Raw genomic sequence first — 26277 nt, forward strand, 5'->3', positions numbered from 1 at the left:
GTCAGAAGCCCTCGCCTCCAAGTGAAACCTGGAACTACAGGCTATCTGGATCCCCAAAAAACATCTGAATCCGCGACCTCAACCAGCGCTCTCCCGGATCATTATCCTGCGACCCGCGCCAGGCCATGTGCAGTTCAAACGTACGCGTCGGCAGCGGCGGGTCTTCGGCGCGCAGTCCGCCTGCGGCCGTCAACGCATCAGCGGTGTAATCCGGCACGGTCGCAACGATGTCCGTGCCCGCCAGCAGCGTTCCCAATCCATTGAATTGCGGCACGGCGAGCACCACATGGCGCTTGCGCCCGAGTGTTCCCAGTTCTTCGTCGACAAAGCCGCTGAGGTCGCCGGCAAATGACACCAGTGCATGCGGGCGGGCGCAGTAATCGTCGAGGCTCAGCGGGCCGGGTACGGTGTCGGCGCGCAGCAGTTTGGGGGCGCTGCGGCGCAGGACTTTGCGCTTGGCATTGGCGGGCAGGTCGGTGGTGTAGCTGACGCCGATCGAGATTTCGCCAGAGGCGAGCAGGCCTGGCATCAGGATGTAGTTGACCCGGCGCACCACTAGCACGATGCCCGGTGCTTCTGCGCGCAAACGCTTGAGCAGCATCGGCAGCAGGGCGAATTCGACGTCGTCGGACAAACCGATCCGAAATACCGACGTGCTGGTCGCGGGGTCGAAATCGGCTGCGCGGCTGACGGCGGTCGAAATCGAATCGAGGGCCGGCGAGAGCAGGGCGAAGATTTCCACCGCGCGGGCAGAGGGTTCCATGCTGCGCCCGGTGCGTACGAACAGCGGGTCGTCGAACAGGCTGCGCAGGCGCGACAGCGCCGCACTGATCGCCGGTTGTCCGAGAAAGAGCTTTTCTGCCGCCCGGGTCACACTGCGTTCGTGCATCAATGTTTCGAATACGATCAACAGGTTCAGGTCGACACGACGCAGGTCATTACGATTCATCTGGAGTCCTGGCAGAGTCATCAAGCTTGACGAGAGCGGCCATATGAGAACAATGGCCGGCATGAATCTTACGGGGAAAGGCTGGTACTCTGCACCGGAAATTCAGCTTTTACGAGACGGCGGCAGCGCTTTTTTGCAGGTTTATGCCAATGCCGCCCCTGTTGCGGAATCAATGACAGGCATGTCGACTATTAATAGCCACTGATGGTCTTGGGTCGAAAGCCCAGATAGAGTTCATGGCATTAGAGGTTACTTTGACGAGGTTTGCGATGTCCCGCACGATCCGTTTTCACAAGTTTGGTCCGGCCGAGGTGCTCAAATGCGAAGAGCATGCGGCCGCTCAGCCAGGTCCTGGCGAAGTGCAGGTGCGTGTCGAAGCCATCGGCATCAGCTGGTATGACACCCTCTGGCGTCAGAACCTGGCTTCGTCCCAGGCGCGTCTGCCCTCGGGCCTTGGCCATGAAATGGCCGGTGTGGTCACCGCAGTCGGTGCCGACGTCGAGGACCTGTCCGTGGGCGACAAGGTCGCCAGTTTCCCTGCTGAAAGCCCCAACGACTATCCGGTTTACGGCGAGTCGATCGTGCTGCCGCGGACCGCGCTGACGCGTTATCCGGATGTCCTCAGCCCGATCGAAGCCAGCGTTCATTACACGCCGCTGCTGATCGCCTACTTTGCCTACGCCGATCTGGCGCGGGTCAAACCGGGGCAGTTCGCTCTGGTCACGGACGCCAGCCATTGCGCCGGCCCGTCGTTTGTCCAGTTGGGCAAGGCGCTGGGTGTGCGGGTGATTGCCGCGACCAAGGAAGCCGAGGAGCGCGAGTATCTGCTGTCTCTGGGCGCAGAAAAGGTGATCGTGACCGAAGAGGAAGATCTGTTGATGCGAATCAACAAGATCACCGACAACCGCGGTGTCGACGTTGTGTTCGATGGCCTCGGTGGTCCGCAGATGTCATTGCTCGGCGATGTGCTGGCACCGCGCGGCAGTCTGGTGTTGTACGGCTTGCAGGGCGGCAATCAAACGCCGTTTCCGGCCTGCGCAGCGTTTCAGAAGAACATCCAGTTCTTTGTGCATTGCATCGGCAATTTCACCGGCAAGCCCGAGCTGGGTATCGCGCAGGATAGCGTCGCCCTGCAACGCGCGTTGCGTGACATCAATCAGTTGACCGCTGACCGCGTACTGCTGCCACTGAAAACCCGTGTATTCGCGTTCAACGAGTTCGTCGAAGCACATCGCTACATGGACGAATGCCCGTGCCGCGAACGGGTCGCCCTGCAAGTCGAACCGGCGTAAGCCCTGCCTTCGGAGTCCGTGGTCCCACGGACTCCTCTGCGTTTACTCTCCCTTTGCGACAACCCACGCTTGTTGAGGCGCCATCCGCGTGCCTGTTGAACAACTGAGCTGGTTTTTGCTCTCGATCTGTATCTTCTAATCGCCATATAAGCCCTGATAATTGAATGATTACTTTCATCTCAAGGAATGAGCCATGGCTGTGCATTCTATTTGTCCTGCGCGACATCTAACTGTTGAATCTGTTGATAACGGCAACTTCTGTTTAAATGCTGTAAGACGATTCGGAAACCGCTTCTCTTTTTCTTGTACTCACTTGCCTTCGGACCCCGTGGGAAATTTCCTAGGACGAACGGTGAACGAGGATAACCCCTTAAATACAGGGCTTTGAGACCAAAAAAGGCAATCCTTGGGGGTTTCGCCAGCTCAAGTGTTTCAAATAACTTCAAAGTTGTAAGTGTTAGCATTTGAGCGTCTATTACTTATTGATGAATTGTCCGCTACGGGTGTCTCCGTGAGTGCGGCATGAAACTTTCGATTCCGGGTAAATACCGATGAGCACGATCCATGATCAAGCAATGAACTATGTCTACCAGCAAGTATTGCAACGCTTGCTGAGTTTTTTCTCCCGTGCTGAACGCACGGCCCTGCAGTTGTTGATTCAACGGCTGGCGGTGGCCGCGGGCGGCATGGAGCACATCGGTCAATTCAGGGTGCTGGTGAACCAGTCCGGGTCGCGCGACAGCTGTTACACCCTGGCCTTGCTGCGCGCTGCACAGTTGAGCATTGCGAGTCGTGCGCCGGCGACGTTTCAACTGCGAGTGGCCAATCTGCGCTGGAACGGCAGCAGCCAGACGTCGCTCCAGAACATGCATCGCAGCTACAGTGCCTTGTTTCTGTATGACGATCCACGGGTCGAACTGGTGATGGTGGACCATCGGCAAGTCGTGCCATTTGATCATCAGACGCCGATCAGCGATGCAGGTCGCGAGGGCAATCGCCTTAATCTGCTGTTGCTCGGGCACCGCCGTAACTGGGACGAACCGCTGCATTTGTGGGACGACGCCTATCTTGCCAGCGCCGAATTCTACGGCCAGATCGCGCGCTGGAATCATGGCGTTGATGCCATGGTCGGCAGCGAATCAACGCGCCGTCAGCAGCATTTTCTGGACGGGCTGGACCGGGCGGTGCAAAAGGCCGGCATCGCCGGGCCTCAGGTGAGCAATGTCGGTTTCGACAGACTGTTTCCTTTGCTCGATGCGCTGGGTGGCGATTATTACCGTGAGTTTTATCCAGAGGAGGAGCGGGTGGTCTGGCGTCCGCAAGGTGAGTTTGAAGCCTGTCGGCGCACCAGTTTCATTCATATCAACGACATGATTGTCGGCAAGCTTGAGGAGCGCTGGCCATTGCTCAGTGATTTCCTCGGTTTCCAGGCGGACGACATGACGCTCTATCAGCCCGACGATGAACACGTAGAGCCTGTGGTGGCTGCGCATCTGCGCGGTTTGCAGGCGCAATTCATCGAAGGTCGGACCTACGACGAGGGTGTCAGTGATTATCTGGCGAGCAGCTTGCTGACGATGCGGCAGAAACAGGTACCCGAATCGGTTTGCGAGCAACTGCTGGCCAGTTTCGGCCATTTGCGGGAGCTCGATCAACTGAGCGTACAGGCGGAAGGTGCGTTGCTGGCCAGTTTCGACTTGAACCAGATCCAGTTGACATGCCTGCTGTTTGCCCCGTTCATCGATGGCGGCGCGGGTCTTGAGCGGTTCCTGCGCCATTGTCACCCCGGCATGCTGGTGGCGATCCCGGATCTGCACCGGGCAATGCAAGGGCTGCATGCCCCGGAACAGGTCGTGAAGTGGATGACTGATGTCAGCGGGCTGCCGCTGCGGTTGATCGTGCGTCTCTATGCGATGGGGCCGTTTCGTCTATCCGCTCCAGACCAGGCCGCCTCGCCGAGCCTGGACGACCATGGCGCCACTGCACAGCCACCAGCAGACCGCTCGGCAAAAGGCTGACCATGAGCAGTTTGCCAGGAGATGAATGGATGCCCACGGATACGGGATTGTGAAAGCGTCGAGGGATAATGACTTCGTTTATCAGGCGGTTTATCGATATCTGACATCGTTGATAGACGAAGCCGGGAAGGGCGCAGCAGTGCGTCTGCCCTCGCTGCGACAACTGGCAGACCGGCTCAGCGTATCGATCTCGACGGTGCAGTACGCCTATTCGCTGCTGGAAAAGGAAGGGCGGGTCTACTCGATCGCCAAGTCCGGGTATTACGCCCAGGCGCTACACGACATGGATTCGCCGGATAGCTGCCATGATTTGCTGGAAACGGTGTACGTCAACGCCAGACGTCCGGGCATGTGCGTGCTGAGCGCTGACGACCCGGCTTCACTGCAGCCACTGGACAGTCCGTTGTTGATGCTCGAGCGCGAATTGTTGCGCCAGTATCCACGCCAGCCGTCTTCGCTGATCCAACCGTGCGGCGAGCGGGAGCTGCGTACGGTATTGGCCGCGCGCTACACCACCTCGACCGCCAATTACTGGCGCGCGGACGACGTCTATATCGGTGCAGATTTGCGTGGGGTACTGGAAATACTGATTTCGGTGCTGCAATTGCGCGGCGCCACCGTCGTCGTCGAGTCTCCATGCGACTGGGTGATCCTGCGTCTGTTGCAGGCGGCCCAGGTGCACGTCATCGAGTTGCCGCTGCTGGGCGGAGGGCAGGTGGACCCGCAACAGCTCGAGTCGCTGTTAACGCACGAACCGGTGCGCTTGATGCTGGTGTCGTCTGCATTGAACATGCCGCGCGGCAGTCTGCGCCCGTTGAGTAACCAGCAGGCGATTGCGCATTTACTGGCATTGCACGGCACCTGGGTGCTGGAAAACGACTGCTACAGCGAACTGCATGACGGCGAGGGCCCACAGCCCTTGCGTGACTGGCTGGATCCTGAACGGTTGCTGGTGTTTTCAACATTCGAGAAATTCATCGGCGCCGAGGCACCGTTCGGTTTTCTGTTGTCGCGACATTGGCGTCATGAGCTGCAGCGGCACTTTTTGTTGCGCGCGTTCCGCTTGTCACCGATTCGCCAGAAAGCCATTGCCAGACTGCTGGGTGGCGGGCGACTGGACCAGCATCTGGCGGTCTTGCGAAGAATGCTCAAGGAGCGTCGCGCGCCGCTGATCGCGCTGTTGCGCGATCGCCTGGGCGACGCGCTGGATGTCGTCGAGCCCGAGGGCGGCGCAACCGTATGGGTGCGGTCGTTGCGGCCGGTCAATATGGTTCAGGTTTTCCAGCGCCTGCTCAGACAGCAGATCGTGGTGGCGCCGGGCGAGTTGTTCAGCTTGCAGGGGCTGCACGGGCAGAATCTGCGTCTGAGCGCGTTGGGTCATGGTGAGCGTGATCTGGCCAGTGTGGTCGGGTTGCTCGGTGACGCCTTGCGTCTGGCCCCCGTTGACTGACGTTAAAAAACATCGGAAGAGTCCCGGATAGATCCCGTCGCACTACGGTCAAACTGCCAGTAAACTGCGCTCTATTCCTGAATCACTCCATTTCAGAGGTTTTGCATGACACTCAGTCCTTTTGCGGGCAAACCGGCACCGGCAGAACTGTTGGTCGACATCCCGCGACTGGTAACGGCTTACTACACCGGACAGCCCGACGCGTCGATTTCCACTCAGCGTGTGGCGTTCGGTACTTCCGGACACCGGGGCAGCTCGTTCGACTTGAGTTTCAACGAGTGGCACGTTCTGGCAATCAGCCAGGCGATTTGCCTGTACCGCGAAGCGCAAGGCATTACCGGGCCATTGTTCGTCGGCATCGACACACATGCGCTGTCGACCCCGGCCGGGGCCAGCGCGCTGGAAGTTCTGGCTGCCAACGGTGTCACGCTGATGATCGCCGAAGGTGACGAATACACCCCGACACCGGCCATTTCCCACGCCATTCTTTGCTACAACCGTGGCCGCACCTCGGGTCTGGCGGACGGCATTGTCATCACGCCGTCGCATAATCCGCCACAAAGCGGTGGTTACAAATACAACCCCACCAATGGCGGACCAGCCGACACCCATATCACCAAGTGGATCGAAGCCAAGGCCAATGAACTGTTGGCCAACAAGCTCGCCGGCGTGAAACGCATCAGCTACGAGCAGGCGCTCAAGGCCAGCACCACCCATCGCCATGACTACGTCAATACCTACGTTGCCGACCTGATCAATGTGATCGACTTCGATGCCATTCGTGACGCCAAGCTGCGTCTGGGCGTTGATCCGCTGGGCGGAGCCGGGGTGCGCTACTGGTCGGCGATCGCCGAGCATTACCGTCTGGATCTGCAAGTGGTCAATAAAGAAGTCGATGCGACGTTCCGCTTTATGACCGTTGACTGGGATGGCCAGATTCGCATGGACCCGTCGTCAAGCCACGCGATGCAAGGCCTGATTGGCCTGAAAGAACGTTTCGACGTGGCATTTGCCTGCGACCCGGATCATGATCGCCACGGTATCGTCACGCCGTCCGGTGGTCTGCTGGCGCCGAACAACTATCTGGCGGTTTCCATCGATTACCTGTTCCAGAACCGGCCGCAATGGCGCGCCGATGCTGCCGTAGGTAAAACCGTGGTCAGCAGCGGCTTGATCGACCGTGTCGCCAAGCGTCTGGGCCGCCGGCTGTACGAAGTGCCGGTCGGTTTCAAATGGTTCGCGGAGGGCCTGTTCGATGGTTCGCTGGGTTTCGGCGGCGAAGAAAGTGCCGGTGCGTCGTTCCTGCGCAAGGACGGTGGCGTCTGGAGTACCGACAAGGATGGTCTGATTCCGGCATTGCTCGCTGCGGAAATGACCGCACGCACCGGGCGCGATCCGAGCCAGGCGTACAAGGCGCTGACCGATGAACTGGGTGAACCGTTCTCGGTGCGTGTCGATGCCAAGGCCAATCCAGAGCAGAAAGCGCTGCTGAGCAAGCTGTCGCCGGCGCAGGTCACCTCGACCGAACTGGCTGGCGAGAAAATCCAGAGCATTCTCAGCCATGCACCGGGCAACGATCAGGCGATCGGCGGTCTGAAGGTGATGACCGAGAACGGCTGGTTCGCTGCGCGGCCGTCGGGCACTGAAGACATCTACAAGATTTACGCCGAGAGCTTTATCGGTGATGACCACCTCAAGCAACTGGTGGTTGAAGCGCAGGCATTGGTGGATGGGGCGATTTCCAGCCGTTGATGTTCACCAAGGTGTAAAAAAAGGGGCAGCCGTGATGGTTGCCCCTTTTTTCCCTCACCCTAACCCTCTCCCAAAGGGAGAGGGGACTGAATGTGGGCGGCTTGAGGCATTTGTCGACCTGGTAATGCGGCGTTGGATGATCGAGAACTTTAAGCCAGATCCACCAGAACAATTTCACTGTCTTCAACCGCCGTGACGGTCAGCACTTGCTCCTGCGCCACCGCAACGCCGTCTCGAGCTTGTGCACGCAAGCCATTGACTTCAATCACGCCAGTGGCCGGAACGAGATACGCACGGCGGCCTTCATCCAGACGGTATTCCGCAGTTTCCCCAGCCTTGAGATTGGCCGCCACCAAACGCGCATCGGCGCGGATTCGCAGGCTCTGGTCGTCACCGTCCTTGCCGCTGGCCAAGGTTACAAAACCTTCACGCTGGCCTTTGGGAAACGGTTTGGCACCCCAGGACGGCGGCGCGCCGGTTTCAGTCGGCAGAATCCAGATCTGGAAAATCCGCGTGTCCTGAGCTTCCAGGTTGTATTCGCTGTGCGCAATGCCAGTGCCAGCGCTCATCACTTGCACGTCACCTGCCTCGGTGCGGCCCTTGTTGCCAAGGTTGTCCTGGTGGGTGATCGCACCTTCACGTACATAGGTGATGATTTCCATGTCGCGGTGCGGATGCTGCGGAAAACCGCTGCCGGCGGCGATCACGTCGTCATTCCAGACGCGCAGATTGCCCCAGCTCATGCGTTGCGGGTCGTAATACTCGGCAAAGGAGAAATGGTGGTGGGCGTCGAGCCAGCCATGATTGGCTGCGCCCAGCGAATTGAAAGGTCTGAGTTCAAGCATGATCGTCTCCGCAAAAGGTTCGTCACAGGGCGAAACCGGTGGTTTATGACGGCGATCATCTACCCCTTAACTATCGATAAAAAGCGTAAAAAATGCGGCATTACTATCGAATAGGTTGATGAAAGGGGAAAAGAAAGCATCTCACCCGACTTTCATTTCATCGCCTAAACCGATGACCCATAAGCATTTCGCTAGAAACGCGCGGCGAATCCAGACACCATAGCCGCCTCAGCCTCACACTGGAGCCGTCTTCGTGGCGCAACACACCCCCGATCTCCCTCCCGAACTTCGTCCTTTGGCCGAGATGCCCTGGTTCAAACGCCTGGCGGCACGTTTCTTCGGCCATGGTCTGACCCGTTTGCGCGCGCAGCACCGTGCGTCCTGGTTGCACGGGCAGGCGGATGGCTTTCGCAGCGGGCACACCGCTGGTGTCGATTACGGCTTCAAACAAGGCAAGCTCGAAGGGCTGGAGGAAGGCCGCCAGGTGCTGCTGATACGCGACAGCCGCAACACCGAGTACCGCCCGCCCAGCGTCGACAATCATTTGTTCGACGATTGGCGACTGCCGCTGACCGCCGAACTTAAAAAACGCATGAAAGCCGATGTCGCGCGCCTGTTGCCTGCCCACGCGCAGCCAAGCGCCGCGCAATGGAAGATGATCTTCAGCGAAACGGCGTCGACCTCGGTGGTCGCCGGAGCCGGCGCGGGTAAGTCGACCACGCTGGTGCTGCGTATCCTGCTGCTCAAGCACTATCTGGGTTTCGAGCTGGATTCAATGACTGTGGTGACCTTCACTCGCGAGTCACGCAAGGATTTCATCAACAAACTGATCGAAGTGTTCGCACTCTGGGATTTGGCAGTGAACCTGCGCCAGGCTCGCGAACTGGTGCGCACCTTTCATTCGCGCATTCTGCCGATGGTGCGCAGCTTGCCCGGTTTCGAGCGTTTGCAGGCTTTCGAGAACCTCAGTGACAGAGCGCAGGGCGCTGCCGAAGAGGTCGACAGCAACCCGTTTGACCTGCGCATCAATGATGCGCAGCGCCAGCAGCTCAACGCCTGCTATCACCGCTTGTTTAACCAGGATGAGCGTTTCCGTCAGTTGATTCAGCCGTTGTCCCGCGCCGGTTTGCAGTTGAAGGAGCTGGAGCGCGATCACCCGGACGTACAAAAGCGTGTAGCGGTAACGGAGCTGGCCGCCCGACGTGATGAAGAGCTCTGCGATGTGATCGAGGACCTGTGGTTTCGCGCCGGTGCGTGGCCGATCAAGGGCATCGAACCGAATCGGCAGACGTTTGAGATCAATGGTGCGAAATTCCATAGTCATGGCTACATCCCGAGTCTGGATGCTTGGGTAGTGCTGGGTTTCGATCATCGCGAAAACCCTCAGCTTTCCCGGCCCAACGCCAAGCTCAGCGTGCGTGCCGAATGGGCAGTCAAACGCACCCTTTTTCAAGCTTTCTGTCGTAAGCCGTTGATCTGGCTGGATAGTTACGAGTCGTCGAAGCGCATCCTGGCAACCTTGGCCGGGGATGCCAGCGCCGGGCCGGGCTTCGAATACAAGGTCAAGGGCGAGCTGGCTTCGGCGCCGCTGCTCGATTGTTTTGTCGCCGCGGCTGGGTTTATCGAGAACCTGGGGCTGGATGTGCCTGACGCAGTCGGTCGCATGAGTTTCGCCAAAGACGATTCGGACCGGTTTTTCTTCGAGGCGCTGAGCCTGTTCTGGCGCGCCTTCGAAGATCATCTGCTCGATCAGAAACCACCGGTCATGACCTATAACCGGATGTTCGCCTTGTTCAGCGAGCATTCGCCGGAAAACCTCAAGCTGCTAAGCGATGAGCTGCTCCGGCCGCTGTCGCACCTGATGATTGACGAATTTCAGGACGTTTCGCCGCAGATCGTTTCCTGGATCCGCGCAAGCCTCGCTGAAATCCGCAGCCGAGGTCCGGCCATGCACGTCGGGCGCGGGGCGCAGCGTTCGTCATTGCTGTGCGTTGGCGATGACTGGCAGTCGATCTATGGCTGGCGCGGCAGTTCGCCAAGTTACTTCATGGCGTTCGACAAGGAATTCCCGTCGCCGAGCACCACGCGTGTGATGCTTAGCGACAATTACCGCAGCCACCAGCACATCATCGACGCCGCCGAACATATCGTCCGCGCGGCGCCGGCCATCCCGGGCAAAAAGGCCAAGGCCAGCGGTGCGCCCAAGCCGTTGCACGCGGTCAACGTTCTCGACCGCGACGATCAGGCACTGGCCGAGCGCCTGTCCGAGCACTATCGCCAGGGCCATTCAATCTTGATGCTTTATCGAAAAGGCAGCGATAAGTCATTGATAGCTGAGCATATTCAACCGGTACTTAATGTAGATTCGAGCTTGCCGTACGAAGCTCGGCGTCTGAAGCAGCTGACCTATCACAGTGCCAAAGGCCTGCAAGCCGATGCGGTGTTCCTGCTCGGCGATTGTCAGCACCTGACCAGTTCGCCGTACAAGAATCAGGTTTACCGCATGGCCGGGTTGGGTAAAGCGGGCGACAGCGAGCCATATGACAATGCGCAGAAAGACGAAATCCTGCGCCTGGCCTATGTCGGCATCACCCGTGCGGTCAGCCATTGCTACTGGTACGTTGAACCGCAGGATGCGCAAGCGGTGAACATGCCACGGGCGTCCGATCGGGTCGCCAGCAACAAGCCGTTCTTTGCTGATCAGCGCAAGGTCAGACAAACCACCTGAGCACAAAAAAGCCCGCACACTGCGGGCTTTTTTCTTTGTAGATCAACAGGCTAGGCGTAACTCCTGAAAGACTCTGGAGGAATGAAAGCTTCCAGCTCATCCTCCACAGCCTCGATGATTCGTTCCACGTCTGCCGCATTCATGACCGTCGCGCAGGGAATACCGGCGATGGCAATCATGGTTTCCCCACTGGCGCGATCGAACAGACGGGCGACCATGCTGCCTGGCGCGTCCATCGTTGCTTCGAAACCCATGGGATGAAAATGCCAGCGCATCAGCTGGCATGCATTGGGGAACGTGACTTTGCTAAACCCTTTATTCATGTGTTGCCCGCCTTCTTCATCGAGCGCTTCCGTTTGCTCATGTTAGGTGGGAAGAGCCTTCATTGGCTCAACCGGTGACAGTTATTAAAAGTAGCATCCAGTTGTGAAATTCTCGTGAGAATTTTCAGTCCATTTGGCGATTGCAGCGATTTTTTTGATGTGGATCACGTCGAGGCGAGAGCTTGCCAAATGGCCATCACTGATTTTTCGTTGCCGCCAATGCCAATGTTGGGCAAGCTCGGTTCTTTTTTTCGAGCCTTCCATGCACGACGATGATGACGGCCCCGAACAGACCCAAGCCACGGCTGGCACGGTCATGCGCTATCACCTGAGCTGGAAACATCGCGATCTGGACAGCGTCATGGCGCTGTATCACCCGGACATCCAGTACAACGATTTTTTTCAGAATCGCGTGCTGGGCCTTGATGAGCTGCGTGAATACGTGCGCGTCAGCATGCCGCGAGAATCCGACGAACTGCTTGAGCATTGCGACCGCATTCGCGTCGATGGCAACACCGCGTTCATCCAATACGAAGTGACGTTGCGCGGCGGCGACGGCTTGGTGTCGTTTCGCTCGAGCGAGGCGATCACCGTCAAGGACGGGCTGATCTGGCGGGTCAATGAATATGCCTCGCTGGTGCGTACGCAAGCAGATGGCACTGCCTCGTCAAGCCAGCGCCCGGCAGAGAGTCGCCTGGGACTGTCGCCGCGCCAGCTGAGTTTTATGGCCGAAGACCTGCAGCAGTATTTCGAAAAGCAGCAGCCGTACCTCGACCCTGAACTCGATTTGCAGCGGGTGGCGAAGGAGTGTGGCTACAGTCGCAACCAGATTTCCTACCTGCTGAATCAAGTGCTCGGGCAAAGCTTCTACCGCTATGTCAATCAGGCGCGCCTGCAGCATTTGCTGCGTTCGCTCGACAGCGCGGTGCCGCCGCTGCGCATCGATGAGCTGGCGTTTGCCGCCGGTTTCAATTCGTTGTCGGCGTTTTACAGCTGTTTCCGCCAGCACACCGGCCAGTCGCCCAAAGCCTACGTCAAACAAATTTCTTTGCGGGCACGCGCGCAAGACACTGGCTAAGGACTGCCACTAGGATCGACGCCATCGAAGGTTTCAAGTGGCGGAGTCTGGCATGCCGGCGTGGCGCACGATCAGTTTGTGGATGGACCAGCTCGACGAGTCGCTGACCGCGCGACCTGAGCTTGAGCGGGACCTGGACGTCGATGTGGCGATTATCGGCGCCGGCTACACCGGGCTGTGGACGGCCTATTACCTGAAAAAACACGCGCCGGGCCTCGACATTGCGATTGTCGAAGCGCAAACCGCCGGTTTCGGCGCGTCCGGGCGCAATGGCGGCTGGTTGATGGGTAATTTGCTCGGCGAGGATCGCTTGCTCGCCGGATTGTCGCCGCAGCAGCGCCGGGCGTCATTCGATCTGCTGCACAGCATTCCCGATGAGGTAGAGGTCGTCCTCGAACAGGAAAGTATCGACTGTGATTATCGCAAGGGCGGGGTGCTTTACTGCGCGGCGCGTTATCCGGAGCAGGAAGCGAACCTGTGCGACTATCTGGCGAAACTGCATGCCCAAGGCCTGACCGACGACGATTACCGCTGGCTCAGCCCGGAACAACTGGCGCAACAGATCCGCATCGCCAAGCCATACGGCGGCATTTACGCGCCTCATGTAGCGACCATTCACCCGGCGAAACTGGTGCGGGGGCTGGCGCGTACCGTGCAGAATATGGGGGTGAAGATCTACGAAAACAGCCCGGTCACGCAATGGCAGTCCGGCCGTTTGCGCACGGCCAGGGCCAATGTACGCAGCCGCTGGATCGTGCCGGCAGTCGAGGGCTATTCGGTAACGTTGCCACCGCTGGGCCGCTATCAGTTGCCGGTGCAAAGCCTGATCGTCGCCACCGAGCCGCTGTCGCAGGCAACCTGGGACGAAATCGGCCTCAATCGCGGGCAGGCCTTCAGTGAATTCAGCCGCCAGGTCACTTACGGCCAGCGCAGCGCCGACAATCGTTTGATCTTCGGCGCACGCGGCGGCTACCAGTTCGCCGGCAAGCTGCGACACAACTTTGATCTGAGCCGTGACGAAGTCGAGCTGCGGCGTTATCTGTTCGGCGAGTTGTTCCCGCAGCTGAAAAACGTGCAGATCACCCACGCCTGGGGCGGCAATCTCGGTATGTCGCGACATTTCAAGCCGCACATGCTCTGTGACCGCGCCAACGGTATTGCGCTGTCCGGCGGTTATGGCGGGGAGGGTGTCGGTGCCAGCAACCTCGGCGGCCGCACCCTGGCCGATCTGATTCTTGAACGCGACAGCGAGCTGGTCCATCAGCCTTGGGTGCTGGCGGACGGCGGCATTCACGCCTTGCGCGCGTGGGAGCCGGAGCCGTGCCGCTGGCTCGGTTACAACGCGATCATCAAAAGCTTCGTCCACGAGGACCAGACCCTGGCGAATCCGGCGACCGCACCGTGGCGACGCAAACTCGCCAGCCGGGTCGCCGGTTTCATGGAAGGTTTCATGCATTAAGCGTCGTTCATTTCCAAAAACAGGTAAGCCCATGAGCATCACCCAGTTCAAGAATACCGCCACGTTACAACTCGACGAATCCAGCCCGGTGGCCGTGCCCATCGGCGAGTCGGTCGCGATCGCCTCGACCACCAGCGTTGAGCGCGACGATGGCGTCGAAACCGGGGTCTGGGAATGCACGCCCGGGCGCTGGCGCCGGCAGATCACCGCGCAGGAGTTCTGCCATTTCATTTCCGGACGTTGCACCTTCACCCCCGATGACGGTGGCGAAACCCTGCACATACAAGGTGGCGACGCACTGATGTTGCCAGCCAACACGCTCGGTATCTGGGACATCCAGGAAACCGTGCGCAAGAGCTACGTGCTGATTTTCTGATTATTTGATCCTTTGATTGCCTGCCAACAAGAAAGACAACCCACACAGGAATCGATCCATGATCCGCAAGACCCTCGCTCTGGCACCGCTGATGCTCGCCGTTTCCCTTGCTCAGGCCGCGGAAACGGTCAAGGTTTACAACTGGTCCGACTACATCGCGCCGGACACCACCAAAAATTTCGAAAAAGCCACGGGCATCGGCGTGACGTACGACGTCTACGACAGCAACGAAACCCTCGACGGCAAGTTGATGACCGGTAAATCCGGTTACGACGTGGTGTTTCCGTCCAACCATTTCATGGCACGCCAGATTCAGGGCGGGGCGCTGAAGAAACTCGACAAGAGCCAGTTGCCGAACTGGAAGAATCTCAATCCGGTGCTGCTCAAGGCGTTGCAGACCAATGACCCGGGCAACGAGCACGGTTTTCCGTATCTGTGGGGCAGCACGGGTATTGGCTACAACATCGCCAAGGTCAAAGCGGTATTGGGCGACAACGCGCCGGTGGATTCCTGGGACCTGATTTTCAAGCCCGAGAACATGGAGAAACTGCAGAAGTGTGGGGTGGCGATTCTCGACAACGGTCCGGAATTGCTGCCGGCGGCGCTCAATTATCTGGGCCTGCCGCACCACAGCAAAAATCCCGAGGACTATAAAAAAGCCGAAGCGCTGCTGATGAAAGTGCGGCCGTATGTGAGCTATTTCCATTCGTCGAAATACACCAGTGATCTGGCCAATGGCGATATTTGCGTGGCGGTGGGGTTTTCCGGGGACATTTTGCAGGCGGAGAACCGGGCGAAAGAGGCGAAGAACGGCGTCGAGATTGGTTATGCGATTCCCAAGGAGGGCGCGGCGATCTGGTTCGACATGGTGGCCATGCCGGCTGATGCGCCGGATGAAAAGGCCGGGTATGCGTTCATGAACTATCTGTTGCGGCCTGAGGTGATGGCCGGGATCAGTAATTATGTGCATTACGCCAATGGCAATGAGCAGGCGGATGGGTTGATTGATCCGGCGATCAGGAACGATACGAAGGTTTATCCGAGTCCGGAGATGATGGGCAAGCTGTTTGCGCTGGAGGCGATGCCGTTGAATATCGATCGGATCCGGACGCGGGTTTGGAACAAGATCCGTACGGGGAGTTGAGCTTTTTTTGGGGCTTTGGACTTGGCGGCCTCTGGGCCGACCAGGTTTCTGGGGTTTTGGGTGTATATCCGTTTCTTTGAGTGTTGCGGCTGGCGGTTCCGCTCTTACAGCGGGTCACTTTTGCAGACGCCCAAAAGTAACCAAAACGCTGGGCCCCTGCGTTCGGCCCTCGCAGGCTCGGGTCCCTTCGCTCCGGGACCGATCCGGGCGCAGCGGCTACGGTTTGCTTCGCTGCACCTCCTTCCGCTGTGTCTGGCTGCGCCAGACGGTCGCTGCGCTCCCACGCCCTGATCGATCCCTCCACTCAGCCTGCCGATGGGGCCGGTTAGGCAAGATCAAGGGCACTCGAGCTGGCGCTCATTGTAAGGAGTGGTTAGAAGCGGGGCGTTTGGCTTTGGATTTGTGGTGTGGCTGCCCCTCACCCCAGCCCTCTCCCCCTGGAGAGGGAGCCGATCTGCTTTGGCTTTGAAAATCGCGTACGACTCGGTATTCCAGGTCGGCGTAGATCTCACATTCACCCCGGTCAGTTCCCTCTCCCTCCGGGAGAGGGCTAGGGTGAGGGGCTTTTGCGGGTGACGCCGCTTTGAAGAGTATGCACTCCATATAGCATCTGATATCAATCCAATATCGCCGCACCAGTAAAGTGCGACGCACCTAACAAAATACAACTTACCGATATTTAATATTTAAATAGAAAATCGTCAGACAATTTCCCATTCCCTGCGCAACTTCAAGCAATCTTCAACCGTCTTGTGCCATGTTTTCGGCCATTTACCCGGAACACTCTTTTTCGAACTAAAAAAATCCTTTACGCAACATTTCGAATTGTGTCAGGTTTCTTACGCCTTCATTGGGCGAGTGATAGGACGATCTCGCCGGGATCGTCGCTATCGGACAAAAACTGTTCCATTGCTTAACAAGGAAGTGTGTTTATGTCGAAAGTCAAAACCAATGCTATTGATTCCGCCGAGCAGGCTTTGTTGCTGTCTGCGGCGCCGCAGTCGCTGGCCGCTGCCAGTTCGGCCTATAACCAGATCAATAGCTTCAGCCATCAATATGACCGTGGCGGTAATCTCACGGTCAATGGCAAACCCTCGTACACCGTCGATCAGGCGGCGACCCAGTTGCTGCGCGATGGCGCTGCCTATCAGGACAAGGACGGGAGCGGCAAGATCGAGCTGACCTATACGTTCCTGACCTCGGCGTCGTTCAGCACGATGAACAAGCACGGGATCAGCGGGTTCAGCCAGTTCAGTGCGCAACAGCAGGCTCAGGCCAAACTGGCCATGCAGTCCTGGGCCGATGTCGCCAACGTTACCTTCACCGAGAAAGCCTCGGGCGGGGACGGGCACATGACGTTTGGCAATTACAGCGGTGGTCAGGATGGCGCTGCGGCGTTCGCCTATTTGCCGGGGACCGGTGCCGGTTATGACGGCACTTCGTGGTACTTGATCAACAGCGGTTACACGCAAAACAAGAACCCGGACCTGAACAACTATGGCCGTCAGACCCTGACCCACGAGATCGGTCATACCCTCGGTCTTGCACACCCCGGTGACTACAATGCCGGCAATGGCAACCCGACCTACAACGATGCGACCTACGGGCAAGACACCCGCGGTTACAGCATCATGAGCTACTGGAGTGAAAGCAACACCAACCAGAACTTCAGCAAGGGCGGGGTGGAAGCGTATGCCTCCGGGCCGCTGATGGACGATATCGCTGCCATCCAGAAGCTCTACGGCGCCAACATGAACACCCGTACCGGTGACAGCACTTACGGTTTCAACTCCAACACCGGGCGGGATTTCCTCAGTGCTTCGTCGTCCAGCGACAAAGTGGTGTTCTCGGTCTGGGACGCGGGCGGCAGGGACACCCTGGATTTCTCCGGTTTCACCCAGAACCAGAAAATCAACCTCAATGACGCCTCGTTCTCCGACGTCGGTGGCATGGTCGGCAACGTGTCGATTGCCAAAGGTGCGATTATCGAAAACGCCATTGGCGGTGCCGGCAGTGATCTGTTGATCGGCAACAGCGTGGCCAACGAGCTGAAGGGCGGTGCCGGTAACGACATCCTCTTCGGCGCGGGCGGTGCGGACAAGCTGTGGGGCGGTTCAGGTTCGGACACGTTTGTGTTTGCGGCCAGCTCCGATTCCAAGCCGGGGGCGATCGATCAGATCCTCGATTTCGTCAGCGGTCTGGACAAGATCGACCTGACCGGCATCACCAATGGCGCAGGCCTGCACTTCGTCAACACCTTCACGGGTGCGGCCGGCGATGCGGTACTGACCTCGTCGGGTGGCAACAGCCTGTTGTCGGTGGACTTCTCCGGGCACGGCGTGGCTGATTTCATCGTCAGCACCGTTGGCCAGGCAGCCACCAGCGACATCGTGGCGTGATGTAAAAGGACAAAGCGGCGCGTCATGCGTCGCTTTCTCCGCTTGCATCGTGCTGGACGGTAAGCAAGGCTACACCCCGGAGCGATTATTCCCATGATCGGTAAAGCTTTTACCTACAAGGCAGGGGCGTGGCTAACGGCGGCGTTCATCATGGTTTCAGGAGAAACGAGCATGGCAAGCAGCCTCAGACTGGAAGATCCGGCGGTATTTGCCGGGCACTGGCAAGCGACATTGTCCGCGGCAAGCGATGATCGCCAGGCGCAAAAGCAACAGGACAAGCCTTCGAACACCTGTGGTGTCGAATTGCGCGCGAATCAGACGTTGGGTGAAGGCGCCGACTGTCTCGGCGCGTGGTTGGAACAACTGCCAATCGGCTGGTTTGCCGACCCTGACGGCCTGTCGATCACGGGCAACGAAGGCTCAAGAATCCAGTTTTTCAGCCGACAACGTGATGGGCTTTATCTGAGTACTTTGAAGTCGGGCCTGATCATTACCCTTGAGCGCACAGCGCGTTGACCGGCAACGATCAAGTCTGAGACGAAGTTTGAATATAAAGTGCTGCATCGGCGTTATAAGTCACCTTCAACTGGCAACTGCACCGTAGTTCAAGGCGCTAGTTGTTATGAAAGTGTAAGCGTCAGGCAAAAGGCAAGTTCCGCCGTGGGCGGATTATCAACTCGAATTTCGCCAATGAATGGCGAGAGATAGTTTTCAGGAATAATCAATGAAGATGGCGAAGGCCCCAGCCACCGCTCCCTTGTTCAAGGCTTTGGCTGACTATAAAAGCATTCTGATCAGTGTCGGTTGCTTTACGGCGCTGATTAATGTGCTGATGCTGGTGCCCTCCATCTACATGCTGCAGGTCTATGACCGCGTGCTGTCGTCGCAGAACGAAACGACCCTGGCGATGCTGACGCTGATGGTGGTGGGTTTCTTTGCCTTTATCGGCCTGCTGGAAGTGGTGCGCAGCTTTATCGTCATCCGTATCGGCAGTCAGCTGGAACGCCGTTTCAACCTGCGGGTGTATCAAGCGGCGTTCGAACGCAACCTGTTCAAGGGCGAGGGCAATGCCGGGCAATCGCTGGGCGACTTGACCCATATTCGCCAATTCGTCACCGGCCCGGCGCTGTTCGCGTTTTTCGATGCGCCGTGGTTCCCGGTCTATCTGTTCGTGATTTACCTGTTCAACGTCTGGCTCGGCGTGCTCGCCACGGCCGGCGCGCTGTTGCTCATCGCGCTGGCATGCCTGAACGAGTACATGACCAAAAAGCCGCTGGGCGAAGCCGCTGGTTTTTCGCAGAAGTCCAGCCAGTTGGCCACCAGCCATTTGCATAACGCCGAAACCATTCAGGCGATGGGCATGCTCGGTTCGCTGCGCAAGCGCTGGTTCCAGGTGCACTCGCGCTTCCTCGGTTTGCAGAATCAGGCCAGTGACACCGGCGCGGTGATCAGTTCGCTGAGCAAAACCTTGCGCCTGTGCCTGCAATCACTGGTGCTGGGCCTCGGCGCATTGCTGGTGATCAAGGGCGACATGACCGCCGGCATGATGATCGCAGGTTCCATTCTGATGGGCCGCGTGCTCAGCCCGATCGACCAGTTGATCGCGGTGTGGAAACAGTGGAGCGGGGCGAAGCTGGCGTACCGCCGTCTCGACGCGCTGCTGCAAGCGTTCCCGCCCAGTGACGACGCCATGGCATTGCCGGCGCCGAAAGGCCAGATCACCTTCGAACAGGTCAGCGCCGGCCCGCCGGGGCAGCGTGCCGCGACCTTGCATATGGTCAATTTCAATCTCGCCGCGGGCGAAGTGCTCGGTGTGCTCGGCGCTTCCGGCTCGGGTAAATCGACCCTGGCGCGGGTACTGGTCGGCGTCTGGCCGACGCTGGGCGGCACCGTGCGCCTGGACGGCGCGGATATTCATCGCTGGAATCGCGACCAACTCGGCCCGTACATCGGTTATCTGCCGCAGGACATCGAACTGTTCAGCGGCAGCATCGCCGAGAACATTGCGCGTTTCAGCCAAGCCGACCCGCAGCAAGTGGTGGCGGCCGCACAGCAGGCCGGCGTCCACGAGATGATCCTGCGGTTGCCGCAAGGCTACGACACGCAACTGGGCGAGGACGGCAGTGGCTTGTCCGGCGGCCAGAAACAGCGCGTTGCCCTGGCCCGTGCAATGTACGGCACGCCGACCCTGGTGGTGCTCGATGAACCCAATTCCAACCTCGACACCGTCGGCGAAGCGGCGCTGGCCAGCGCGATTGCCGCGCTCAAGGCGCAGGGCACCACGGTGGTGCTGGTGACGCATCGTTCGTCGGTGCTGGCGCAAGCCGACAAACTGCTGGTGCTCAACGAGGGTCGTCTGCAAGCCTTCGGCCCGAGCCAGGAGGTGCTCAAGGCACTCTCCGGCAACCCTGAACAACAACGCGAAAAAGCCGCGCAGGCACCGGGCGGGCTCAGCATGAGCCGACAGTATCAGCCCTCGACGAGGAATTCGGGTGTATGAGCAGCGCAAGCATGAACACTGAAAACGAAGCGAACATGGAACATGCCTACCTGAGCGAACGCCCGGAGCGTGACGCGAAATTTTTCGCGCGCATGGGCTGGATTCTGGCGATTGTCGGCGCCGGCAGTTTCTTTACCTGGGCCGCACTGGCGCCGCTCGATCAAGGCATTCCGGTGCAGGGCACCGTTGTGGTCTCGGGCAAACGCAAAGCCGTGCAGTCGATGAGCAGCGGCGTGGTCAGCCGGATTCTGGTGCGCGAAGGCGAAATCGTGAAACAAGGCCAGCCGCTGTTCCGTCTCGACCAGACCCAGGTCGCCGCCGACGTGCAGTCGCTGCAAGCGCAATACCGCATGGCCTGGGCCAGCCTCGCACGCTGGCAGGCCGAACGTGACAACCTCAAGCAAGTGACTTTTCCGGCAGAACTGAGCAGCGACCCGGACCCGCGCCTGGCGCTGGTGCTGGAAGGCCAGCGGCAACTGTTCAGCAGCCGCCGCGAGGCGTTCTACCGCGAGCAGGCCGGGCTGCGTGCGAGCATCGAAGGCGCCACCGCTCAGCTGGCTGGCATGCGTCGCGCCCGCACCGACCTGAACGCCCAGGCCGATTCGCTGCAACAGCAATTGAGCAACTTGCAGCCACTGGCTGACAACGGTTACATCCCGCGCAACCGCTTGATGGAATATCAGCGGCAACTGTCGCAAGTGCAGCAGCAACTGGCCGAGAACACTGGCGAGAGCGGCCGGGTCGAGCAGGGCATCCTCGAAACGCGCCTGAAGCTGCAACAGCACAGCGAGGAATATCAGAAGGAAGTGCGCACGCAACTGGCCGACGCGCAACTGAAAAGCGTGACCCTGTCGGAGCAACTGACCTCGGCTGGTTTCGACCTGCAACACAGCGAGATTGTCGCCACTGCCGACGGCGTCGCAGTCAATCTCGGCGTGCACACCGAAGGCGCAGTGGTGCGCCAGGGCGAAACCTTGCTCGAGATCGTGCCGCAGGGCACCTCGCTGGAAGTCGAAGGCCACTTGCCGATCAGCCTGATCGACAAGGTCGGCACGCATTTGCCGGTGGACATTCTGTTTACCGCGTTCAATCAGAGCAAAACCCCGCGCGTACCGGGCGAAGTCAGCCTGATTTCCGCCGACCAGATGGTCGACGAAAAAACCGGCGTGCCGTACTACGTGCTGCGCAGCAGCGTCAGCGATCAGGCCATGGAAAAACTCAACGGTCTGGTGATCAAACCCGGCATGCCGGCGGAAATGTTCGTGCGCACCGGTGAACGTTCACTCCTCAATTACCTGTTCAAACCGCTGCTCGATCGGGCCGGTTCCGCGTTGACCGAGGAATAAGGATGTTCGGCTGTATGACCAAGTTTTCCATGCTGGCGGCGCTGACATTGCTCGCGAGCCAATCGGCAGTAGCGGCCATGGGGCCGTTCGAGATCTACGAACAGGCGTTGCGCAATGACCCGGTGTTCCTCGGCGCGATCAAGGAACGCGATGCCGGCCTGGAAAACCGCGCCATCGGCCGCGCGGGACTGTTGCCGCGCATCGGTTACACCTACAACAAGGGCCGTAACTCCTCGAAAGCCACGTCTCTGGATGAGCGCGCGCGCAATAACACCGACGAGCGCAACTACAGCAGTTACGGCTCGGCATTGACCCTGCAACAACCGCTGCTCGACTACGAGGCGTACGCGGCCTATCGCAAAGGCGTAGCGCAGTCGTTGTTTGCCGACGAAGCCTTCCGTGGCAAGAGCCAGGAATTGCTGGTGCGTGTGCTCGACAACTACACCAAGGCGCTGTTTGCCCAGGACCAGATCGACATCGCGCTGGCGAAGAAGAAGGCCTACGAGCAGCAGTTCCAGCAGAACGAACACATGTTCAAGCAGGGCGAGGGCACTCGCACCGACATCCTCGAAGCCGAGTCGCGCTACGAATTGGCGACGGCCGAGGAAATCGAGGCGCGCAACGAGCAGGACGCCGCGCTGCGTGAGCTGGGCGCACTGGTCGGCACGCCAGCGGTGGACATCGGTGATCTGGCGCCGCTCAACCAGAACTTCCAGACCTTCGCTCTACAACCTGCCAACTACGACACTTGGCACGAACTGGCGGTGAGCAACAACCCCAACCTCGCGTCGCAACGCCAGGCCGTGGAAGTCGCGCGTTACGAAGTGGAGCGCAACCGCGCCGGGCACCTGCCGAAAGTCAGCGCCTACGCCTCGATGCGCCAGAACGAATCGGAAAGCGGCAACACCTATAACCAGCGTTACGAAACCAACACCATTGGTTTTGAAGTCAGCGTGCCGCTGTATGCCGGCGGCGGCGTATCCGCCTCGACCCGCCAGGCCAGCCGCACGATGGAGCAGGCCGAATACGAACTCGACGGCAAGACCCGCGAGACGCTGATCGAACTGCGCCGCCAGTTCAGCGCTTGCCTTTCCGGGGTGAGCAAATTGCGCGCCTATCAGAAAGCCCTGAGTTCGGCCGAAGCACTGGTGGTGTCGACCAAGCAAAGCATCCTCGGCGGTGAACGAACCAACCTCGACGCATTGAACGCCGAGCAACAACTGTTCACCACTCGCCGCGATCTGGCGCAGGCGCGCTATGACTACTTGATGGCCTGGACCAAATTGCATTTTTACGCCGGGACCTTGAACGAGCAGGATCTGGCGCGGGTGGACGAGGCCTTTGTGGTCGCTGGGCAGCCCTCACCCTAACCCTCTCCCAGAGGGAGAGGGGACTGATCGGGGGATGCTGGAGAAATCCGCCGACCTGACGGTTCGATAGTGAATTCACTAAAGAAGCTGAGTTGGACTCGGTTCGAAACTCAACGAAGATCGGCTCCCTCTCCTGGGGGAGAGGGCTGGGGTGAGGGGAAGCAGGCAACACCGCAGAAAAGCCTGCCACAAAAACAATAAAAGCGAGAACAGAACATGGACGTACGCACCAAGCCGGTTTCGGTCGGCTCCCTGCTGTTTGCAATCTCGACAACAGCGGCCCACGCCGCCTACCTTGAAGCCGGCAAGCCCGGCGATCCAGCCAGTTGGCGCAGCGCCGAATTCGTCCGCGATTGGGGCCTGAGTCGCCTGCAAGCCGAGTACGCCTACGCGGCGGGCATCACCGGTCAAGGCGTGAAAATCGGCGCCCTCGATTCCGGTTTCGATGCCGCCCACCCCGAGTTCACCCGCGACCGCTACCACCCGGTGCTGGCCAGCGGCACTTACCTCGACGGCTCAGCGTTCAACGTCGACGGCACGCTCAACCCCAACAACGATTCCCACGGCACCCACGTGATCGGCACCATGGGCGCCGCGCGTGATGGCAGCGGCATGCACGGCGTGGCGTTCAACGCGCAGATCTACGTCGGCAACACCAACAAGAACGACAGTTTCCTGTTCGGCCCGAGCCCCGACCCACGCTATTTCAAAGCGGTATATGACGCGTTGGCCGATGCCGGCGTGCGCGCGATCAACAACAGTTGGGGCAGCCAGCCGCCGGATGTCAGCTATCGCACGCTGGCGGACCTGCACGCCGCTTATGCCCAGCACTGGAACAAAGGCACTTGGCTCGATGCGGCGGCGGACGTGTCTCGCCGGGGTGTGATCAACGTGTTCAGCGCCGGCAACAGCGGCTACCCGAACGCCAGCGTGCGCTCTGCGTTGCCGTACTTTCAGCCGGATCTGGAAGGCCACTGGCTGGCGGTGTCGGGGCTGGATCAAGGCAATCAGCAAAAGTACAACCAGTGCGGCATCGCCAAATACTGGTGCATCACCACCCCCGGCGCGAAGATCGACAGCACCATTTCTGGCGGTGGTTATGCAATCAAGTCCGGCACCTCGATGGCTGCGCCGCACGCCACTGCCGCGCTGGCGCTGGTGATGGAACGCTATCCGTACATGAACAATCAGCAGGCGCTGCAAGTGCTGTTGACCACCGCGACGCAACTGGATGGTTCGGTCACCGATGCGCCAAGCGGACGGGTCGGTTGGGGGGTGGCCAATCTGAACCGGGCGATGCGCGGGCCGGGGCAGTTGCTCGGCGCGTTTGACGCCAACCTCGGCGCGGGGCAGCGCGATGTCTGGAGCAATGACATCTCCGACAAGGCGCTGCTCCAGCGCCAGCGCGAAGACCTCGCCGAACACAGCACCTGGCAGCAGACCCTGCAAGACAAGGGCTGGCAGAACGGCGTTCCAGTCGGTGCCAGTCAGCAGGATCAAACCGATTACGCGGTCGGCACGGCGCGCGATGCGGCAGCAGCGGGGCGCGTATTCGAGGGCAGCCTGAGCAAATCCGGCGCCGGGCATTTGGTCCTGAGTGGCGACAACACCTATCGCGGCGCGACCACGGTCAACGGCGGACTGCTGACGGTCAATGGCTCGCTGACTTCAGCGGTCACGGTCAACGACAGCGGCACCCTCGGCGGCTCCGGACGCATCGCTGCGCTGTCGGTGAAGAACGGCGGGCGAGTCGCTCCGGGCAACTCCATCGGCACCTTGAACGTCGCCGGTGATGTGACGCTGGGCGCAGGCTCGACTTATGCCGTGGAGCTGTCGCCGACCCGCAGTGATCGCATCGTCGCCGGCGGCACCGCGACTGTCAGTGGCGCCACCGTCAGCCTTTCACTGGAAAACAGCCCGACGCTGCTCAGCACTGCCCAAGCGCAAAGCCTGCTCGGCCGCCAGTACAATATTCTGCAAGCAGCCGGCGGCATTCAGGGCCAGTTCGGCGCAGTACTGCCCAATTACCTGTTCATCGGCGGCAGCCTCGATTACGCGGCCAATGGCATTCAACTGAACATCGAGCGCAACGCGACGGCGTTTGCCAGCGTCGGCCAGACCCCGAACCAACGCTCGGTGGCCGCGGCTGTCGAAGGGCTGGGTGCCGGCAACGCGGTGTTTGAAAGCCTGCTGCGTGCGCCAGACGCGCCAACTGCGCAACAAGCGTTCCAGCAGTTGAGCGGCGAAATCTACCCGGCGCTCGGCACGATGCTGATCAATGACAGCCGCCAGATTCGCGACACGGTGGGCGAGCGCCTGCGCGACAGCAGCGCCGGGCAAAGCAACGGCTGGATCAAAGCCCTCGGCGCGTGGGGCTCGACCGATTCGAGCCACGACACGGCCGGCTACAACACCTCGATTGGTGGACTGTTGGCCGGTGTCGACGGCGCACTGGACGAGCAGACTCGCATCGGTCTGGTCACCGGTTACAGCGACAGTTCGCTGAGCATGGGGTCGGGCACGCACTCGTCGGCCAAGGTCGACAGCTATCACCTCGGTGCCTACGCCGGGCACGAAATCGGCGCCTGGCGCTTGAGCAGTGGCGCGGCCTACAGCTGGCATCGCGCCGATGTGCAGCGTGATCTGCACTACGGCGAAGTCAGCGGTAAGCAGAAAGCCAAGGTCGACGCGGCGACCACACAAATATTCGGCGAGGCGGCTTATCGAGTCGACCTGCAACCACTGGCGCTGGAGCCTTTCGCCAATCTGACGTACGTGCATCTGGACACTGACGGCTTCACCGAGAAGGGCGATGCGGCAGCGTTGAAAAGCTCCGGCGATCAGCGCGATGCAGTGCTCAGCACCCTCGGTGTGCGGGCGCGCAAGACCTTCGATATCTCGAGCAGGCAAGCGCTGGACGTCAGCGGCAGCCTCGGCTGGCAGCACAGCCTCAGCGACATCGATTCCGAGCAACACCTGCGCTTTGCCAGCGGCAGCACGCCGTACGCGGTGGAAAGCTCAGCGCTGGTACGCGACGCCGCGCTGGTCGGCGTGCAGGCCAGCCTGGCGTTGAGCAAGGACGTGCGGGTCAACCTCGATTACCACGGACAACTGGCCAGTCGCGAAAAACTGCACGGCGTCGGCCTGAGCCTGAACTGGCAGTTCTAATCGCTACGCCTCGCCACAGGCGTTGATCGTTCCCACGCGGAGCGTGGGAACGATCCATTCGTAACGGATTTTTCGCAACA

General features: G+C 59.7%; 18 protein-coding genes. 15 read left to right on the top strand and 3 right to left on the bottom strand.

Annotation, left to right across the window (positions count from 1 at the left end; all coding sequences use genetic code 11):
• Positions 1–34: 34 nt before the first annotated feature.
• Positions 35–949, bottom strand: coding sequence for a LysR family transcriptional regulator (locus tag BLU24_RS14980; RefSeq protein ID WP_093101544.1), 915 nt, complete (start codon positions 947–949; stop codon positions 35–37).
• 269 nt (positions 950–1218) lie between these two features.
• On the opposite strand from BLU24_RS14980, the gene BLU24_RS14985 reads away from it, so the two are divergent.
• The 4 genes from BLU24_RS14985 to pgm all read left to right on the top strand — a co-directional run bounded on the left by BLU24_RS14985 (position 1219) and on the right by pgm (position 7461).
• Entirely contained in the window at positions 1219–2241 is a 1023-nt protein-coding gene (locus tag BLU24_RS14985; protein WP_093101547.1) for a zinc-dependent alcohol dehydrogenase family protein, read from the top strand.
• 551 nt (positions 2242–2792) lie between these two features.
• Positions 2793–4259, top strand: a complete 1467-nt coding sequence (locus BLU24_RS14990; protein WP_093101550.1) for a hypothetical protein — start codon at positions 2793–2795, stop codon at positions 4257–4259.
• Between the two features lie 49 nt (positions 4260–4308).
• A complete protein-coding gene (locus BLU24_RS14995) occupies positions 4309–5709 on the top strand; it encodes an aminotransferase-like domain-containing protein (RefSeq protein WP_090288528.1) in 1401 nt (466 codons plus the stop codon).
• 105 nt (positions 5710–5814) lie between these two features.
• A complete protein-coding gene (pgm, locus tag BLU24_RS15000; RefSeq protein ID WP_093101553.1) occupies positions 5815–7461 on the top strand; it encodes a phosphoglucomutase (alpha-D-glucose-1,6-bisphosphate-dependent) in 1647 nt (548 codons plus the stop codon).
• Between the two features lie 149 nt (positions 7462–7610).
• Here pgm and BLU24_RS15005 read toward each other — a convergent pair whose 3' ends face one another.
• Positions 7611–8306: a pirin family protein gene (locus BLU24_RS15005; RefSeq protein WP_093101556.1), complete on the bottom strand. Its 696-nt coding sequence runs from the start codon at positions 8304–8306 to the stop codon at positions 7611–7613.
• 253 nt (positions 8307–8559) lie between these two features.
• Between BLU24_RS15005 and BLU24_RS15010 the strand changes: the two genes are divergently transcribed.
• The gene (locus BLU24_RS15010) at positions 8560–11034 is read left to right on the top strand and encodes a UvrD-helicase domain-containing protein (RefSeq protein WP_093101562.1); all 2475 of its coding nucleotides are present in this window, start codon (positions 8560–8562) and stop codon (positions 11032–11034) included.
• A gap of 50 nt (positions 11035–11084) precedes the next feature.
• Here BLU24_RS15010 and BLU24_RS15015 read toward each other — a convergent pair whose 3' ends face one another.
• On the bottom strand, positions 11085–11357 hold the full coding sequence (locus tag BLU24_RS15015; RefSeq protein ID WP_093101566.1) for a DUF1652 domain-containing protein: 273 nt from the start codon (positions 11355–11357) through the stop codon (positions 11085–11087).
• A gap of 262 nt (positions 11358–11619) precedes the next feature.
• Here BLU24_RS15015 and BLU24_RS15020 point away from each other — a divergent pair, with 262 nt between their 5' ends.
• The 10 genes from BLU24_RS15020 (at position 11620) to eprS (ending at position 26197) form a co-directional block, all read left to right on the top strand.
• Positions 11620–12435, top strand: a complete 816-nt coding sequence (locus BLU24_RS15020) for a helix-turn-helix domain-containing protein (protein ID WP_093101569.1) — start codon at positions 11620–11622, stop codon at positions 12433–12435.
• Between the two features lie 52 nt (positions 12436–12487).
• A complete protein-coding gene (locus BLU24_RS15025; RefSeq protein WP_093101572.1) occupies positions 12488–13894 on the top strand; it encodes an NAD(P)/FAD-dependent oxidoreductase in 1407 nt (468 codons plus the stop codon).
• 31 nt (positions 13895–13925) lie between these two features.
• Complete coding sequence (locus BLU24_RS15030) at positions 13926–14270, top strand: cupin domain-containing protein (RefSeq protein WP_093101575.1); 345 nt, start codon at positions 13926–13928, stop codon at positions 14268–14270.
• Between the two features lie 58 nt (positions 14271–14328).
• Positions 14329–15414 (top strand): polyamine ABC transporter substrate-binding protein, encoded by a 1086-nt coding sequence (locus BLU24_RS15035; RefSeq protein WP_093101578.1) that lies wholly within the window; start codon positions 14329–14331, stop codon positions 15412–15414.
• A gap of 932 nt (positions 15415–16346) precedes the next feature.
• The gene (locus BLU24_RS15040) at positions 16347–17813 is read left to right on the top strand and encodes a serralysin family metalloprotease (RefSeq protein ID WP_093101581.1); all 1467 of its coding nucleotides are present in this window, start codon (positions 16347–16349) and stop codon (positions 17811–17813) included.
• 93 nt (positions 17814–17906) lie between these two features.
• Entirely contained in the window at positions 17907–18329 is a 423-nt protein-coding gene (locus BLU24_RS15045; protein ID WP_157720853.1) for an AprI/Inh family metalloprotease inhibitor, read from the top strand.
• A gap of 208 nt (positions 18330–18537) precedes the next feature.
• Positions 18538–20313 (top strand): type I secretion system permease/ATPase, encoded by a 1776-nt coding sequence (locus BLU24_RS15050; protein ID WP_093101586.1) that lies wholly within the window; start codon positions 18538–18540, stop codon positions 20311–20313.
• A complete protein-coding gene (locus BLU24_RS15055; RefSeq protein WP_093101589.1) occupies positions 20310–21659 on the top strand; it encodes an HlyD family type I secretion periplasmic adaptor subunit in 1350 nt (449 codons plus the stop codon). The genes BLU24_RS15050 and BLU24_RS15055 overlap by 4 nt, the downstream gene beginning before the upstream one ends.
• Before the next feature lie 2 nt (positions 21660–21661).
• Positions 21662–23029 carry a TolC family outer membrane protein gene (locus tag BLU24_RS15060; RefSeq protein WP_093101592.1) on the top strand — a complete coding sequence of 456 codons (1368 nt, stop codon included), beginning with the start codon at positions 21662–21664 and terminating at the stop codon, positions 23027–23029.
• A gap of 216 nt (positions 23030–23245) precedes the next feature.
• Positions 23246–26197: an autotransporter serine peptidase EprS gene (gene eprS / locus BLU24_RS15065; protein WP_093101595.1), complete on the top strand. Its 2952-nt coding sequence runs from the start codon at positions 23246–23248 to the stop codon at positions 26195–26197.
• Positions 26198–26277 lie beyond the last annotated feature (80 nt).

Origin of the sequence: Pseudomonas sp. Z003-0.4C(8344-21) (assembly GCF_900104975.1) — a bacterium.
Lineage (GTDB): Bacteria > Pseudomonadota > Gammaproteobacteria > Pseudomonadales > Pseudomonadaceae > Aquipseudomonas > Aquipseudomonas granadensis.